Consider the following 17,180-nt stretch of genomic DNA (forward strand, 5'->3'; position numbering starts at 1 on the left):
GGAGTAATAATGAGTCAGTATTTTTATGTTCATCCAGAAAATCCACAAGCCCGATTGATCAATCAGGCTGTGGCGATTATTCGTAATGGCGGAGTTGTGGTTTATCCGACTGACTCTGGTTATGCATTGGGATGTCAATTAGAGAATAAACGAGCACTGGAACGTATCTGTCAAATCCGTCGTTTGGATGATAAACACAATTTTACGCTACTGTGCCGAGATTTGTCTGAACTCTCGCTATATGCCCGAGTTGATAATACCGCATTTCGATTATTGAGAAACAATACCCCGGGGCCTTATACCTTTATCTTTAAAGGTACCAAGGAAGTACCGAGACGGTTAATGAATCCGCGGCGAAAAACAATTGGTATCCGGGTACCGGATAACCGAATTGCGCTGGATTTACTAGAAGCTCTCGGTGAACCGCTTATGTCAACATCATTGATTCTGCCGGGGAAAGATACCACTGAATCTGATCCGGATGAGATCCGTGATTCACTGGAGCATGCTGTGGATGTGATTTTAAATGGGGGATACCTCGGAGAGCAGCCGACAACCGTGATTGATTTCAGTGAAGATGTAATGGTGGTGCAACGGCTGGGTGCCGGTGATCCGACCCCATTTGAATAGTCATGGTGAAACGATTGTTGCAGATAATCGTGTTATCAAAAGAGATGCTTTTTTCACTTTGATTTGAGATAATGTGCGACCGCGATTTTGGGTCGCATTTTTATTCGACGTCTGAGAAGACGACAAGCAAGGTAAGTTAATGAGCGAAAAGTTACAAAAGGTTTTAGCACGCGCAGGTCACGGCTCTCGTCGTGAGTTGGAAACGTTGATTCGGAGCGGGCGCGTCAGTGTTAATGGCAAGGTAGCTGTTTTGGGTGAGCGCTTAGAAGATGAAAGTGCCGTGATTCGGATTGACGGACATGTTGTCTCAATGAAAGCCGATGAAGAATTGGTTTGCCGGGTGCTCGCTTACTATAAATCTGAAGGGGAATTATGTACGCGTCATGATCCCGAAGGGCGAAGAACTGTTTTTGACCGATTGCCGAAAATTCGAGGTTCACGCTGGATTTCAGTTGGTCGTTTGGATGCGAATACATCCGGACTGTTATTGTTTACCACGGATGGCGAACTTGCCAATCGGTTGATGCATCCAAGCCGTCAGGTTGAACGTGAATACTTAGTTCGTGTGTTCGGCGAAATTAACGAACAGAAGATCAAAAATCTCGTTCGTGGTGTTGAGCTGGAAGATGGGGTTGCTCGTTTCGAAGACGTGGTATACGCCGGTGGTGAAGGGATGAATCACACATTTTATGTGGTCATCAACGAAGGACGGAACCGTGAAGTTCGCCGTTTGTGGGAGTCTCAGGACACCACGGTGAGCCGACTCAAACGAGTTCGTTACGGCGATATCTTTTTAGATAAAGCGTTGCCTCGCGGCGGATGGGTTGAGCTCAGTCTGTCCGAAGTGAATTATTTGCGTAAACTGGTTGAATTGCGGCCGGAGCAACGCACGATGATCGATGTTTCTAAAGATAATACGTCTCGTAAACGTGAAAGGGCGAGAAGTCAGAAAATTCGCCGGGCAGTCAAACGCCATGAAGAGCGGATTTCCACTCCGAAAGGGAGAGGGCAGAGAAGTCAGAAAGCGGCGCCTCAGGCTAAAGCCAAAGGACGTCAACGCTAGAAAAAGCGAATATAGAACTCAAAAAAAAGGTGCTTTAACAGCACCTTTTTTCATCTCTTTATTTCTTCATTTGTTGCACGATTCGGTATGTCTTACCTCATTACAACGTTTGATTGAGAGCATGGTATCGACCTTGCTGTGCGATGAGCGCTTCGTGGCTGCCATATTCAACAATCTGGCCCTGTTCTATCAGGCAAATCGCATCCATGCGTTCCAGCTCTATTAAGCGATGAGTAATGAAAATCACGGTTTTATGCGCATAATGAGTGCGTAACAAATCCATAATTTGTCGCTCAGTCTGCTTATCAAGCCCTTCGGTGGGTTCGTCCAATAATAGGATCTCTCCCTGATGAAGGAGTGCTCGGGCAATCCCCAGACGACGTTTTTCACCGCCGGAAAGATGACGCCCGCCATCACCAAGCCAAACATTCAATCCCGGTCCATCAAGGAGTTTATCCAGTCCGACCTGACTGAGGACTTGTGTATATGTCATGTCATCAGCGTCTGGTGCCGCGATCTGTAAGTTCTCGCGTAGTGTGCCGTTTAAGATATCAACCCGTTGGCTGACAATACTCATACAGGCGCGAAGATCGTGTTCATTCCAGTGTTTCAGATCGGTCCCGGCAATCGATACTTGACCTTGGCTCGGATCCCAATAGCGAGAAATCAATTGGAGTAGTGTTGATTTGCCAGATCCAGTTTGACCGACAATCGCAACTTTGTGGCCTGCCGGAATGTGGAGATCAATCTCGTTCAGGACGCGTTGTTGCTGGTGGTCCGGATAATGAAAATTCACCTGTTCAAAACGGATGTCGAACTGGCCATTGTGCTGTGTCGGCTCCGTTTGAAACGTTACTTCGGGTTCGGAAGATAAGACTTCATTCAGGCGTCGTGCCGAGGTGAGTGTCTGACCTAAATGCTGAAATGCGCCAGCAATCGGCATTAACAGTTCAAAGCTGGCCATGGTGGCAAAGGCTACCATTGCGATCATCGGATCCGGCCCGGCCTGACCAACACCATTGGCGACAAACCATAGCATGAATACCAATGTCCAGCCGCTGGCCAACATGAGCAGTGCCTGCGCAAAACCACTATAACGAGTGTTGATATACTGCCGTGAGATCAGGTCTTGCTGATCTTGCATAATTGCTTGGCGGTAGGTCGGCTCGGCACCAAAAATTGTCAGTTCGCTATAGCCTTGAATCCAGTCCAGTAAAGTGACCCGAAGATTCGCTTTGCTTTGGGTCAGTGCTGCACCGTTACGTTTGCCCAGTTTGTAAAATAACACCGGCCAAGACAGCAGCAATACCAGCATAATTGCGCCAAGTGTCAGACCGACCATTGGGTCAAACCAGTACAGAAACGCCGAAAGAACCAATACGCCCAAAATACCAACCATCACTGGGCTGATGAGTCGCAGATAGACGTGATCCATAGCATCGACATCAGCGACCAGTCGATTAAGCAGATCGGCATCACGGAGGTTGGCGATCCGGCCCGGAATGAGTGGCGACAGTTTCTTGAAAAAGAAAATCCGCAGATCCGCCAACACCTTAAAGGTTGCATTGTGGCTGACCACTCGTTCTCCCCACCGTCCGGCAGTTCGTCCAATCGCGAAGCCGCGGACAAAGGCACTGGGTAACATATAGTTAAACGATTGCCGGGCTATCGTTAAACCTGCGACCGCGGCTGCGGAAAGAAACCAACCGGATAACGTCAGTAACCCAATTGAGGCACACAGGGTGAGGAAAGACAAGATTATCCCCAGCGTTAGACCAAACCAATGCTTTTTATAGAGTTTGAGAAATGGGATCAAATCACGCATCGAGATTTCCCTCCTGATGTTCAGGTTGCAGTGTATGGTTGGCTGTCAACATGGATTGGAACAAGCCGTCTTCATGGCAGAGGGTCTGATAATGACCTGACTGGACAATTTTCCCGTCTTGCATCACTAGAATCTTATCTACCGTCTGGAGTTGAGAAAGTTGATGCGTGACCAGTAACGTGGTGTGCTGATGGATCTGTTTTGCCAATCCTTGCATGACCAGTTGTTCACTTCTGGCATCAAGACTGGCGGTCGGTTCGTCCAGTAACCAGAATGAACCGCTTTGCAGCATCGCTCGGGCGAGGGCAAGTCGCTGAGCCTGACCAACGGACAAACCACCGGAGCGGTCACTGATCAAATAATCCAGCCCGTGGTTTTCGACAAAGTCAGCCGCAAAAGAATCTTTAAGGGCATTTTCGAGTTGCTCATCGGTAATTTGGCGTTTACTTAGAGTGACGTTGTCACGAATTGTGCCATGAACCAACAAAGGGTTTTGACCAACCCAGCTAATCAGTTGTCGCCAGTCTTCATGGGAGAGCTCGTGAAGATCGACACCATTGATCAGTAATTTTCCCCGATAAGGCATGAAGCCTAAAATTGCTTGTACCAGTGAGGTTTTCCCCGCCCCGCTCGGGCCGACTAAAGCCGTTGTTTCCTGAGGGTTAAGGCGAAATGAAATGGGACCAACCAGTCTTTTTCCTTCGGGGCTGATGACTTCCAGACTTTCGGCTTCGATGGTGATATGTTCAGGTGTCGGGACAGGTTGTGTTCCTGATTTCACTTCATTCACATCGATTTGAAGAAACTCAACAATACTTTCAGCAGCGCCAACGGCTTGTTGTTTGGCATGATAGAAAGTCCCTAAATCCCGCAATGGCTGGTAAAACTCTGGCGCAAGAATCAGTACAAATAGTCCGGTGAACAAGGTGATTTCTGTCCCGTAGTAACCGAAATTCATTTCCCCGATAAAACTGAAACCAAAATAGACCGCGGTAAGGGCAATAGAAACCGAAGTAAAAAATTCCAGTACTGCCGAGGAAAGAAAAGCGATTTTCAGCACGTCCATGGTACGCATCCGAAAAACTTCGGATGCCGCACGCAAATGTTCGGCTTCGGCTTGTGTCCGATCAAACATCCGGATGGTGGTCATCGCTTGCAGGCGGTCATAAAAATGCCCCGAGAGGCGTTGCAGTGCTTTGAAGTTTTTCTGGGCAGCTTCCGCAGCTTTGATTCCGACCAGTGCCATAAAGAATGGCACCAAAGGCGCTGTCAGCAGGAAAATCAATCCAGCGGCCCAATTGACAGGGAATACGACAATAAGGATGACGAACGGAATCAGCACGGACAGCGACATCTGAGGAAGATATCGGGCAAAAAAGTCGTGCATATTTTCGACTTGTTCGAGCACAAGCGTGGCCCAACTGCCTGCCGGTTTTCCTTTGATATAGGCGGGACCCATTTCTCTGAGTTTATCCAGAATCAGTTGCCTGATATAGATTCTGATCTGTTCGCCGCATTTGAACCCGGCAATTTCACGTCCCCAGCTCAGTCCGGCTCTCACGGCAATGATTGCTGCAAGTCCCAGAAACTGAGGGATTAGATCCGTTTTCGCGGTCTGTTCAATGATCAGCTGATGTAAAATCGAGGCTAGCAAAGCCGCTTGGAACAGTAAGAAAATACTGGAGAGGACACCGAGCCCGACAGCGAGCATCAGCCAGCGTTTTGCCAGCTTGCTTTGTTGGCGGAGCCAGTGATTTAAGCTACGTTGTTTATTCTTATCCATTTTAAAGGCTTTTATAGGAATGAGTTGATAAGGTGCGTTTACCCAGAGGTATCACAGCACACCCGCAAACGAGTAGTATACAAAATAAAACCCGGTGGGGACACCACCGGGTTGAGGGGATTTCACATCAAAAATGGTGAAAAATAATGAACTTATTCTGACAGGCTATCAAGATAACGTTCTGCATCTAGTGCAGCCATGCAACCTGTTCCTGCTGAGGTGATCGCCTGACGGTAATTATGGTCCATTACATCACCGGCAGCGAAAATTCCCGCAACACTAGTTTGTGTTGCATTTCCCTCCAGACCGGATTGAACGACAATATAACCGTTTTTCATTTCTAATTGATTTTGAAACATTTCGGTGTTCGGTTGGTGACCGATTGCAATGAATACGCCCATCACATCGAGTGACTCAATCGTGTCTGATTTGGTGTCTTGCAGACGCACGCCCGTGACACCCATTTCATCACCAGTGACTTCTTCCAACGTACGATTTGTATGTAAAATAATTTGACCGTTGGCGACTTTGTCCATTAAACGAGTGATCAAAATTTTCTCAGCACGGAAGCTATCACGGCGATGAATTAGATGTACTTCAGACGCAATATTGGATAAGTACAATGCTTCTTCAACAGCGGTATTACCACCCCCGATAACTGCGACTTTCTGATTGCGGTAAAAGAAACCGTCGCAGGTTGCGCAGGCGGATACGCCTCGTCCTTTAAATGCTTCTTCCGAAGGGATGCCCAAATATTTGGCCGACGCGCCGGTGGATATAATCAGTGCATCACATGTGTAAGTCTGGCTATCGCCTTTCAGCGTAAAAGGCCGCTGAGTAAAATCCACTTCATTGATATGATCAAAAATCATCTCGGTATGAAAATGTTCCGCATGGGCTTTCATACGTTCCATTAACGCCGGTCCGGTTAGTCCTTCCGGATCTCCGGGCCAGTTTTCAACTTCAGTCGTGGTCGTAAGCTGGCCGCCTTGTTGCATACCGGTAATCAGAACAGGATTCAGATTGGCGCGTGCTGCATAAACCGCGGCTGTATAACCGGCAGGCCCGGAACCAAGAATCATCAATTTAGAATGCTTTACGTTGCTCATCTTATCCTCAGGGGAATCGTTTTAATCTATCTGATTAACAATTGTAGGAGATTCCTTCATTCAATAAAAGTATGAAAAAAAATATATTATGAAAGAAAAGGTTATCGATGGTAGGGCGAGCCGTAATATGGCTCGCTTGATACCATTCAAACATGAAGCTTTGGCAGCGTTTATCGTACGGTTGCGCTAGTCAAAGCAAGATATTTCAATCGAACGAAAGCGGTTGAAATTCAATTTCATAAGATGTGAACTTACGAATATTGATAACACCGGTATCGAGAATCAGATACTGCCCTTTGATCCCCTGCAAGAGACCGGATACTTCAGGATTTTTATCAAAATTGTGTGACACGATTTTGGTCGGGTGCTGTTGTACCGGGAACTGAATCTCCGTGATATCCGGATTGACTTCAGTGACCGCATCCTGTCCATATGTTTGGCGGATCTTTTCAATGGTATCCGCAACCAATGGACGAAGTTTCTCTGCCTGTTGATGAAGCGCGAGCGGATCTTGATCTTCTTTTAGTAATGTTCGCCAGTTGGTTTTGTCGGCAATATGTTGCGCCAACTCAACTTCGATCAAGCCTGAAATATAACGACTCTTGACCTTAAAAATTGGTAACCCTTGTGTCGCGCCCTGATCGATCCAGCGGGTCGGAATCTGAGAGTGACGGGTGATACCGACTTTGAGACCGGAAGTGTTGGAGAGATAGACATAATGATCCGTCATGCAATGTGACTGTGCCCATTCCGGCTCCCGACAGGTTCCTTGTTCATAATGACAGGTTTCCGGCTTCATAATGCACATGTCACAACTCGCCAGCTTCTGCATACAAACATAGCAGTGTCCTTGCGCGTAACTTTTTTTGGTCCGTTTGCCGCAATGACAACAATAAATATTGCCGGTATGGGTGAGGGATAATTGATGGCCGATCAGTGGATTCAAGGCGACTTCCGTTGCTCCGACAGGGAGAAAATACTCGGTATGTGGGTTGAGGGTCGCACGTAGTTTACTGAGGGTTCCCTTGATGACTGAAGACATGACATTGCTCTTTTTATGGTTGAAATTGATATTTGGTATAAATGAAACGGGTGATAGCAAACCGGTCTGAAGCTTGTTCAAACAGCGCGATGTCACCCATTTGGTGATATTAACAGAATTAAGCCTCTTCTAGCGAGTTTACTCAGCCGGGTGAGGTTTTGTATCGTTTGGATGATTGTCGTTTTCAGATGTTTCCGCAGGTGTGTCATCGGAGAAAATCGGTTCTTTCGGTCCGAGGAATTTCGGTTTGGCATCAATGATAAATAGATCGAGGATCGCTCGGGCCCGGGCAAAAATCTCACGGATTCTTATTTTGAGGTCAGTACCGTGGGCGGGGCCGGGGACTGCGAAACAAGCGGCATCAATTTTGTGGTAGTTCGCGATAAATAGCGCTCGTTCGCAGTGAAAGCGCTGAGTAATAATCAGGAAATGGTTGGTATCAAAAATTTTTTTGGCTCGGACAATCGAATCGAGTGTTCTGAATCCGGCATAGTCCAAAGCGATATCTTGTTCCGGTATGCCCGCTTTCATCAAGTCACGCTTCATAGTCCATGGTTCATTGTAAGAACGATGTGCATTATCGCCACTGAGCAGAAAATGAGTCACTTTGCCTGAGCGGTAGAGTTGAATCGCGGCTTCAATACGATGGATGTAATACGCATTGAGTATGCGGCCCAGATATTTACTGGTTCCTAATACCACAGCCACTTGATAATGCTCAATATGATCGGTATTGGTGAGTATCTGGTCTTGTGTTTTCCAACTAACCCAGCGATCAATGGCGCATAAAGATACGGCCAACATCAGCAGCATGATGAGCAAGGCTTTCATGAGCCGCCAGCAAAGACGGCGTATTCTGCTGATGCATCCGCTATCAGCGTGATATTTACTGAAACGAGAATGGATAACTATACCTTTTATCTAGATTATATTTGTCTGTTCTTCTGAGCCCAGAGCCCGATGCCGACAAAACTGACAATGACAACGACAAACATGGTGCCTCGTTCTAAGTGGGCAAGTGTCCGAGCTAAGTCAGGGCTGAGTTTGACGATGATAAATCCATAACCAAATGCATTCAGTAATATAAAGCTAAATGTGCGAATGACAAAGTGCTGATTGCGCAACATCCGGCGTAATAGCGCATTAATTTCACCACCCAACATGACCAACAGACAAGCAATCAGTGCGATGGCGATCTCTTCCAGATAAGGTGCGAGATATTGTCCCGCAGGACTGAAAAAATGCAACATGGTATGAATATCCTTGCAAATAAAAAGCCTCTGTAACAGAGGCTTATCTTATCATATTGATATCGTTTGCCGCTTTTAGAATGCGACACGCTTATAGCGACGATAAACAGGTTGCCAGAAGTTACGCTCGATCGCTTGCTCCAGTGCTTCTGGTGTAATGGCATCCGCAACACCTTGTTCAATGGCTTTTTTCGCGACGGCCATTGCAATTTTCTTCGACACGGAGTGAATCGCTTCCAATGGTGGCAGCAGTGAGCCATGACCATTAATTGCCAATGGGGAACATTCAGCAAGTGCTCGGCTCGATTCCATCAACATCTCATTGGTCACACGTCTTGCATTTGCTGCAAGTACGCCCAGTCCGATACCGGGGAAGATGTAGCTGTTGTTACATTGAGCAATCGGGTAGAGTTTGTCACCTAACATGACCGGTTCAAACGGACTACCGGTTGCAACGAGTGCTTCTCCATTTGTCCATGTCAGCAGATCACTTGGCAGCGCTTCAACGCGGCTTGTTGGATTCGATAATGGGAAGATGATCGGACGTGGACAGTGTTGATGCATCTCACGGATGATGTCTTCACTGAAGAGTCCCGGCGCACCGGAAACACCAATCAAGACGGTTGGTTTCGCTTCTCTGACAACATCGTGCAGAGAGAAGCCTGTTCCTTCTGCTTCCCAGTGTTGTGTATTGGATTTTTTCTGCACCAAACGCTGTTGGAAATCTAACAGATTTGGCATACCTTCTTGTAATAATCCCCAACGGTCAACCATATAGACCTGTGAGCGGGCTTGCTGATCAGAAATACCTTCTGAAACCATTTGAGCAATAATCGCTTCGGCAATACCACATCCGGCAGAGCCTGCGCCAAGGAAGGTGATTCGCTGTTCTGACAGTTTACTGCCAGCAGCTTTACATGCTGCCAGTAAAGAACCGACCGTGATAGCGGCTGTTCCCTGAATATCATCGTTAAAGCAGCAAATCCGGTTTTTGTAACGCTCAAGCAGTGGCATGGCATTTTTCTGAGCAAAGTCTTCAAACTGAACCAAAGCATCAGGCCAGCGGCGTTGAATCGCTTGGATAAACTCTTCAACAAATGCATCGTATTCTGCACCGGTAATCCGCGGATGGCGCCAGCCCATATACATTGGGTCGGCTAAACGTTGTGGGTTATTGGTACCGACATCCAAAACAACCGGGAGTGTATAAGCCGGGCTGATACCACCACAGGCGGTATATAGGGCAAGTTTTCCGATTGGAATGCCCATTCCGCCGATACCTTGGTCACCCAGACCAAGAATACGCTCACCATCGGTGACCACGATGATTTTGACGTGATGGTTAGAGGCGTTATTCAAGATATCATCAATTTTATTGCGGTTCGGATATGAAATAAATAATCCACGACCACGGCGATAGATATTAGAGAAGTTTTCACATGCAGCACCGACGGTCGGTGTGTAGATGACAGGCATCATCTCAGTAATGTGATTTTGCACCAGTCGGTAGAAGAGCGTCTCATTGGTATCTTGTATATTGCGAAGATAGATATGCTTATCCATATCATTATCGAAATTACAATATTGTTGATACGCACGGACAACTTGTTCCTGAATGGTTTCTGTTGCTTCCGGGAGTAGGCCGCCAAGGTTAAATGAGCTTCTTTCTTCTGCTGTAAAAGCTGCACCTTTGTTGAGTAGTGGTGTACTAAGAAGCATAGAGCCCGCGTGGGAAATATATAAAGGGCGTTTGTCGTTGTTCATTGTATGCCTATATTTTGTAGGATGATGAAGGGAAACGGAACAAATTTTACGGATACTCCTGTCGGTTGTAAATAGAGGCAATTTGACGTTTCCCTCATTCTCGCAGGTTAATCGTCGGTTTTTTTTGAACCAGGTTTATCAATGTTTGCATTTTAGTGAATAAATATAAGTTTATTTGTTAAATGAAATATGAATTGTTCATATCACTAAGCTAAATATTTGTTCAAGAGTTGTTACTTATATGCATCTGATAGAGCAATTTTATATATATTTTCGGCCATAAAATACCGTTTTTTTATATTCTATTGCTATAAACGGATTGACGGATCATAGTGTGTCTATGGGGCTGTCACTTTCGTGGGGGACGAAATGATCCAACCGAGCCGAGTCCGAGGCGTATTTGATTACACTGCATTCTTAGATGTTGCATGCCATAAACATTGGACACTCTTTGAAGCCTTCTTTCATACAGAGCGTGTTGCACATGATGAGTCATCACAAACGACCCGTGAGGCATTAGCTCCTGATGAACGTTTGTGGAAGAAAGCATTGCAAAATCTGTCACTGGGACGGAGTGATCAGGAAAATCTGATGATTTTGTCAAAGTTGGCAAGAGCGGAAGGGATTGAGGCGTTACATGTGATGATGCCTTATGCCTTGGATACACAACAGCTGCATGAGATTGAAACGTTGGGGTGTCATGCGACTCAGCGGGTTGAGGTTGATGAACTGTTGATTGAGTGGTGAATAGAAGTGAGATTATCGTTGTTTGACTCCGCTCATCGTGAGTGTTGCGATGAGCGGATGATGATATCGATCAGCCGGTTGATGCAATCCATACCGATTCTGCTATCGAAGTATTATGCATGCTGAATCAGACCATATTCCCGGTCAAGTATTTCAATAATTTCTTGTTTTGGATTGTCACTCAGGTGGATGGGTTGTCCTGTAATCTTCTCAGCAATACTCGTATAAGTTTCGGAAACGTCCTGTAATGCTTTCAATGGTAAAGCATTGTCTCTGGCAAGAGCTTCCCGCTCAGGCATTCGTGTTTTGTTCAGCAGAATGTCCGGGTCAGGGAAGTAGTTGAGCAAAAACTGACGGAAGCCTTCTTTTGAATTTTCAACGATATGACCGGCAGCATATTGCTGAGCATCCCAGATTCTGGATGAATCCGGTGTACCGACTTCATCCATATAGATGAGTTTGTCTTGCCCCTGAGCATCGGTGACATAACCAAATTCAAATTTGGTATCGACGAAGATCTGGTTAATATCAGCAAGCGCTTGACTAATCACGTCAAAACCTTCTTTCAGTAACTTTTCATATAAATCGATATCTTCTGGCTGACGGAAGTTAAACGCAGCGTAATTGGCTTCGATATCTTGTCGGCTGATGTTGACGTCATCTGCCTCCGGTACACCGGGAATTCCTTTGAGAATCCCTTTCGTTGATGGTGTGAGCAGAAGCTCAGGTAGTTGCTTATCTTTTTCTAACCCTGCGGGAAGTTGAATGCCGCAGAATTCTCGCTCACCTTTCTCGTAGGCTCGCCACATTGAACCCGTGATATAGCTGCGGCAGATTGCTTCAATTTTTATCGGTGTGGCTTTCTGAACAATCCAGACAAACGGATGGGGGATATCAAGAATATGGCTGTCTGCCAGACCGTGTTGGCGGAATAGTTTGAACCAGTGATTGGAAATCGCGTTGAGTGCCGCTCCTTTCCCCGGTACTCCAGCGACACCGCCTTCAGCGTGCCAGATACAGTCAAAAGCAGAGATGCGGTCACTGATAACCATAATGGCCAGCGGTGCATCTGCTGCGACGTTGTAGCCTTTTTGTTGAATCAGGCGACGGCTGTCTTCTTCAGTTAACCAGTAAACGGAACGCACTTTTCCACTGTGAACGGGTTTGCTGGTGCGAATGGGGAGGTCGTCATTGACGGCGAGAATTTGATCGGCGAGGCTCATTCAGACATTCCTATCTAAAAAGTAATCGGTTCAACTGACAGATACCCGTTGACCAGACACTGGGTGACAAACATCACGGGATATCCGATTTCTGAGCGCATCATACCAGAACTATTTTTCACTGCCAGAGAAAAAGCAAACGTTTGCTTTAAGGGCGGTATTTTCAACCAATCACTGCTTTAAAAAAATCCCCTCGTGTCGAGGGGATGAAAATGGGGGCGGCAGTGTTCATTTATGGTGTTGTGTTTTTTGTTATCGAAATGAGAGGTTGTCATTAGTGGTAGTGGCGGCTTGAATCCGTCACGAAGAAAACCTCACAGTGGTATTGTTGACCCAACTGTATAAGCTGTTTCTGCGCTTGTTCGGTAAGTTGTTGTGAAGCCACGATGGCACAGGCATTGCCTGATAGGATGGCTTTACGAATCACATGATACTCATCCATCGTTTTTGAGGGTCTCAGTTGCACAACTTGATGACTTGGAATCTTGTGCGAATCAAGTGAGCGTAGATCTGGTCGGTAGGATTCCGATGTGATCAGAATCCACTGCTGCAGTTGAGAGAGCTGTGCTAAACGATCATACAGATAGCTTTCCATTGCGTCGTGCCGGGTTGCATTCCGGAACGTGTGACGACCTGCATAGTGGTGCGATCCGGATGAGTACATCAAATCATTCAACAAACGCATAATACTGGTTCCTTATACATGCTGTTCATATATACAGTATTTTATATTGAATGACTGATCAAGTCGGAATTGATGTAAATTTGTACTTTTCTGTTATCAAGATCTCATTGTTGAATATTTCTTAATCGTGAATGCGAACTGGAAATCGAGGAAAACAGCCGAATAACCCGCCTGTCAATCGTGGTAAAAGGCAGACGCGGGAGACAGAATAAGGTCTCTGGTATATTACAACTGAGTGGGGGAGAGGCTTCTGTTTTGAGTTGAGCGGGGGATTGATGATGAAAAGGTATATCAGGTTGTCGCGATAAAACCATTTGACTGATACTGACCACCGCACAGCCATAATTTCGGGTGTTATTGCGTTATTACGTTATTACGTTATTGCATTGAGGTGTTTTGCTGATGTGCTAATAGTGATTTGAGTGCTTGATTTAACCGCTTCATCTCTTCATCACTGCCTTTCATATCAGGATGATAAATTTTGCTCAACTGCTTATAACGCAGTTTGATCTGTTTAATCTCTGGTATTTCCGTAGCTGAGAAGCCAAATAAAGCACATGCTAAATCGAGGTCCTTCGGGCGAGCTGGTGTGTGTGCTAGCGGCGTTTGTTGTGAGCGCTTAAGCTCCTGAAACAGCATGGTCATCTGTTGTTTTTGTTTGCGAATCGTTTGTTCCTGCTGTTTGATTTTTTGCTGTTGTATATAGGTGCCAGACTGAACCTGTAATGGCTCTGAAGGTGGTGGTTGAACCTCAGGGTGAGCTGATTTCGCTGTTCTGAGTTGTTTTTTGAGTCGAACATGAACAACCCCCAGTAACGTCACTGCCAACATCAGTATAGCCACAACCGCACTGGATATGATCTGAGGCAGCGTGAATTGAGCTGCATCGGTTTGAGCATTGTTGAAATGAGCCGAAGAAGTCGTGGTATCGGGGATTTGCGCATCTTCGAGTGCTTTTCTCTGCGAAATTTCTTTCATTCTGCGGTGATTGAACTGTTGTTCGAGTAACTGGCTGTAACGTTGCTCTGCTGTTGGATTAGACAACCCTGCAATCCGGTACCAAATCAGTGCCTGGGTTTCACCCGACAGGTCTGCGACTTGTTCATAGAGTTGGCCCAGCTTGAATTGTGCCGTTGTGTCGCCTTGCGTTGCTAAGCGAGTCAGCCAATAGATCGCTTGTGTTTTATCCGGTGTGGTTCCGGCGCTGCCATTGAGATAAGCATTCGCGACTTGTAATTGCGCCTGCTTATGGCCATTTTCGGCGGCTTGTTCCATCCAGTAAAAAGATTGTTTGGGGTCGGCTTTCACACCTTGTCCCTGTTGATAATGCAAGGCAAGTTGGTACTGTGCGTTTCTGTCACGCAAGATGGCTTGTTGGCGTAGGGTATTGATGTCGGCTGCCTGTGCAGATGCGAGAGTCAGCAGCAAACATATCAGTAATAATCTCAATCGCACTCCTGACCCCTAGAGAGTTGATATTCCGGATTCAGCGCTACTTCTGATCCGGAATATTTGTCAGTTTATTTCAGTGGTAGGATCTGTATTTCAACCCGTCGGTTACACTGTCTGCCCTGCGGTGTACTATTGCTACACAGTGGGTGGCGTTCGCCGATACCGCGGGCGATCGCCCGGCCGGGAGCAACGCCTTGCGAGACGAGATACTGTCGTACCGATTCTGCCCGTTTTTCTGATAAAACTTGATTCGTGCGGTCGCTACCAGTGTTGTCGGTATGGCCTTCAATGACTAAACTGGTTTCGGGATATTCCATTAAAATTTTAGCCACACCATTTAAGGTATTATGAATCGAAGTATTGAGATGGAAATCATTGGTATTAAAACCGATGCTATTTTTCATGCGTAAACGAAGTTGATGCTCTCCGACGCGTTCAACCTGAACGCCGGAATTGACAAGAGAACGTCGTAATGCCGCTTCTTGTTTGTCAAAGTAGTAGCCGACACCACCGCCAATCGCAGCGCCTCCGGCTGCGCCAATGAGTGCTCGTTGGCGACGTTCTCTGGCGTTATCCCCCGAAGCGAGACCCACAGCAATCCCCGAAATTGCACCAATCAGTGCACCTTTTGTGGTTGCATTGGTCTCATTTTCACCCGTTGTTGCATTTTGTCTTTGCGTTGCCTCGCACCCCGCCAGTAGCGAAAGCAAAGAAAGCATAATGATGGTTCGTTTCACTGAGATACTCCCTGATTGTCATTCTCGTACCATGAATCACAATTATCTATCACATTGTAGACAATAATTCGGATGAATTATTTCAATAATTTTGGTGCTTGTGCACCATCTATTGGTCTATTGACAGAAATTTTACGTCCTTTTTTCAATCCGGTTTCGTAATCTTTGGTCAAATTCTTCATCGCTTCTTTGAGTTGTTTCTTAAACGTTTCGCGGTCGATGTTCTCGAATTCCCGATCAATATAGCTATTGATTTTATCTGCGGAATCTTGATCAGGGGTAATATCCGGCAACTTTTCCAGTGCGCCTTCAATCCAACCGGAGACAAAAGAGTTGACTCTGCGCGACACTTCTTGTGTCGATGTGCCACTACCCGCAAAACTATTACGAAACTGACCGGTTTGCTCGTTCATTTCACGATAAATAACATCGAAAGCAAAAGCAGCAAAAATAGCGCGATCCGCTTCACCGATAAACTCGGCTCTTTTCAGACCTTTATGATTCAATAAAACGGCTTCTACGCCAAATTTGGTGTTGATACCTCGGATAATACGGAGCAGGTGACTGCTGATTTGGCTTGGTAGCAGGTGAGAAGACTGGGTTTTCCCCATTTTGATGAATTCAATATCATCTTTATGCAGACCATATTTTAACATCAGGCTATGTGCCATTTTGATGGCACTTGCCGCCTCATTCACATTCGCGGAATTACCAAGTTCCAAGCATTTCGCTATTTTTTTAAGGGCTTTTTCTTTATTCATTGACCTGAAATATAGGGAGTTGAGATGTACAGCAAAGTCGGTCATTCTAGCTTTTCTAACCAAAAATGGGAAGAATGAAAAGAGGAGGGAACTGTCGCAACTGGCAGGTATTCTGACGAATGGCGGTGTGACCACTGAATTGAGAATATCAGCATAATGAGCAACGGTTGGGGATGTCGATGAAGATCCGGATAAAGTATGACTTTATCCGAATCACATCAATAGCTGGTTATTTATAAGCCAAGCTGATCGAGTAAATCAGCTGCGTTGGTGCTATCTTGTTGATCATCTTCGCGATTTTCTGGATTGCTATCTGATGATTGAGAGGATGAAGCTTGTGCGGATTGTTGCCATGTGGATTCGAGAATATCATCCGGATTTTCATCTTCGGAAATCTCAAACTCTTCTAACTGAATGAATTCGGTTTTGTCCATGGCAAGTTCAAGATAGAAAATGTTGTTTTTTTCGGTAGAGAAGGTGACTCGACGGGCTTGAGGACGATCAAGATTGGTATCCACAGAAAGCAACACTTGCTTGTTTAGTGACAGCATTTTCGGTTGGTTTTGGGTAATGTTGGTCTGTAGCTCTTTGCGAACTTTGTTGGTGAAATCCCCAACGAGTTGATTCATGAGTTCGCCTAGCACATCTCCGACTTCGTCCGATGTATGCAACACCGCCAGTTCTTCTTCCGGCATGCCCATATTACGCATATAGTTACCATAAATTTCCAATGCAGCCTTGGCATTGAAGTTAATGACAACCAATCCGGTAAATCCGCCATCGAAAAGCACAAAACAACCAAAATCAGGCTTGAGTGCGGTTTTATTAATTTTCTGAACCATAGCAGAATAATGAATCTGCGAAGCGGTTGCTGTCGTCAGCACCTTAGAAACAGACTGGCACAACATCAGCAGAATATCTTCTGTGGTGACTACTTGACTTTTTTTCATATGATTGTCCATCAAAATATTTCAACAACAAGGCATCTCGTCATGCCTTTTCCTATTCTTGAACCGAGATTCTGTTTTAATAGCCTCTCTAAATGTTGTAAAGTGAGCTAACTCAAAGATCGAGAACAAAAAGTATTAACCCATCGCTGCATTGAAGTC

General features: G+C 45.9%; 16 protein-coding genes. 3 read left to right on the forward strand and 13 right to left on the reverse strand.

Features of this window, described 5'->3' with window-relative positions:
* The first annotated feature begins 9 nt into the window (after positions 1-9).
* Both MKS89_RS06915 and rluB read left to right on the forward strand, forming a co-directional pair.
* Entirely contained in the window at positions 10-630 is a 621-nt protein-coding gene (locus MKS89_RS06915) for an L-threonylcarbamoyladenylate synthase (protein ID WP_072957187.1), read from the forward strand.
* Positions 631-769: 139 nt separating this feature from the next.
* On the forward strand, positions 770-1,693 hold the full coding sequence (rluB, locus tag MKS89_RS06920; protein WP_072957189.1) for a 23S rRNA pseudouridine(2605) synthase RluB: 924 nt from the start codon (positions 770-772) through the stop codon (positions 1,691-1,693).
* 100 nt (positions 1,694-1,793) lie between these two features.
* On the opposite strand, the gene cydC is transcribed toward rluB, so the two are convergent.
* From cydC to MKS89_RS06955, 7 genes are all read right to left on the reverse strand, one after another.
* Positions 1,794-3,518, reverse strand: coding sequence for a heme ABC transporter ATP-binding protein/permease CydC (gene cydC / locus MKS89_RS06925; protein ID WP_072957192.1), 1,725 nt, complete (start codon positions 3,516-3,518; stop codon positions 1,794-1,796).
* A complete protein-coding gene (gene cydD, locus MKS89_RS06930) occupies positions 3,511-5,301 on the reverse strand; it encodes a heme ABC transporter permease/ATP-binding protein CydD (protein ID WP_072957195.1) in 1,791 nt (596 codons plus the stop codon). Before cydD ends, cydC begins: the two co-directional genes overlap by 8 nt.
* Positions 5,302-5,453: 152 nt before the next feature.
* Positions 5,454-6,410 carry a thioredoxin-disulfide reductase gene (gene trxB, locus MKS89_RS06935; RefSeq protein WP_072957197.1) on the reverse strand — a complete coding sequence of 319 codons (957 nt, stop codon included), beginning with the start codon at positions 6,408-6,410 and terminating at the stop codon, positions 5,454-5,456.
* 205 nt (positions 6,411-6,615) lie between these two features.
* Positions 6,616-7,452 (reverse strand): DUF2797 domain-containing protein, encoded by an 837-nt coding sequence (locus MKS89_RS06940; RefSeq protein WP_072957200.1) that lies wholly within the window; start codon positions 7,450-7,452, stop codon positions 6,616-6,618.
* 138 nt (positions 7,453-7,590) lie between these two features.
* The gene (locus tag MKS89_RS06945) at positions 7,591-8,283 is read right to left on the reverse strand and encodes a SanA/YdcF family protein (protein WP_077316318.1); all 693 of its coding nucleotides are present in this window, start codon (positions 8,281-8,283) and stop codon (positions 7,591-7,593) included.
* A 95-nt stretch (positions 8,284-8,378) separates the two neighbouring features.
* The gene (locus MKS89_RS06950) at positions 8,379-8,702 is read right to left on the reverse strand and encodes a DUF3392 domain-containing protein (protein ID WP_021020466.1); all 324 of its coding nucleotides are present in this window, start codon (positions 8,700-8,702) and stop codon (positions 8,379-8,381) included.
* Positions 8,703-8,777: 75 nt separating this feature from the next.
* Positions 8,778-10,466, reverse strand: a complete 1,689-nt coding sequence (locus MKS89_RS06955) for an NAD-dependent malic enzyme (RefSeq protein ID WP_072957206.1) — start codon at positions 10,464-10,466, stop codon at positions 8,778-8,780.
* Between the two features lie 369 nt (positions 10,467-10,835).
* Between MKS89_RS06955 and MKS89_RS06960 the strand changes: the two genes are divergently transcribed.
* Positions 10,836-11,213, forward strand: coding sequence for a hypothetical protein (locus tag MKS89_RS06960; protein WP_072957209.1), 378 nt, complete (start codon positions 10,836-10,838; stop codon positions 11,211-11,213).
* 113 nt (positions 11,214-11,326) lie between these two features.
* Here MKS89_RS06960 and MKS89_RS06965 read toward each other — a convergent pair whose 3' ends face one another.
* From MKS89_RS06965 to MKS89_RS06990, 6 genes are all read right to left on the reverse strand, one after another.
* Positions 11,327-12,436, reverse strand: coding sequence for a phosphoribosylaminoimidazolesuccinocarboxamide synthase (locus tag MKS89_RS06965; RefSeq protein ID WP_072957212.1), 1,110 nt, complete (start codon positions 12,434-12,436; stop codon positions 11,327-11,329).
* Positions 12,437-12,710: 274 nt separating this feature from the next.
* Positions 12,711-13,121 carry a hypothetical protein gene (locus tag MKS89_RS06970; RefSeq protein ID WP_077316319.1) on the reverse strand — a complete coding sequence of 137 codons (411 nt, stop codon included), beginning with the start codon at positions 13,119-13,121 and terminating at the stop codon, positions 12,711-12,713.
* Positions 13,122-13,499: 378 nt separating this feature from the next.
* On the reverse strand, positions 13,500-14,570 hold the full coding sequence (locus tag MKS89_RS06975; RefSeq protein ID WP_159439581.1) for a J domain-containing protein: 1,071 nt from the start codon (positions 14,568-14,570) through the stop codon (positions 13,500-13,502).
* Positions 14,571-14,641: 71 nt separating this feature from the next.
* A complete protein-coding gene (locus MKS89_RS06980) occupies positions 14,642-15,292 on the reverse strand; it encodes a YiaD family glycine zipper/OmpA-like lipoprotein (protein WP_106406937.1) in 651 nt (216 codons plus the stop codon).
* Between the two features lie 95 nt (positions 15,293-15,387).
* The gene (locus MKS89_RS06985; RefSeq protein ID WP_072957220.1) at positions 15,388-16,071 is read right to left on the reverse strand and encodes a DUF2786 domain-containing protein; all 684 of its coding nucleotides are present in this window, start codon (positions 16,069-16,071) and stop codon (positions 15,388-15,390) included.
* Between the two features lie 233 nt (positions 16,072-16,304).
* The gene (locus MKS89_RS06990; RefSeq protein ID WP_072957497.1) at positions 16,305-17,021 is read right to left on the reverse strand and encodes a DUF3334 family protein; all 717 of its coding nucleotides are present in this window, start codon (positions 17,019-17,021) and stop codon (positions 16,305-16,307) included.
* Positions 17,022-17,180: the final 159 nt, after the last annotated feature.

The sequence above is a fragment of the Vibrio gazogenes genome, assembly GCF_023920225.1.
GTDB classification, from domain to species: Bacteria; Pseudomonadota; Gammaproteobacteria; order Enterobacterales; family Vibrionaceae; genus Vibrio; species Vibrio gazogenes.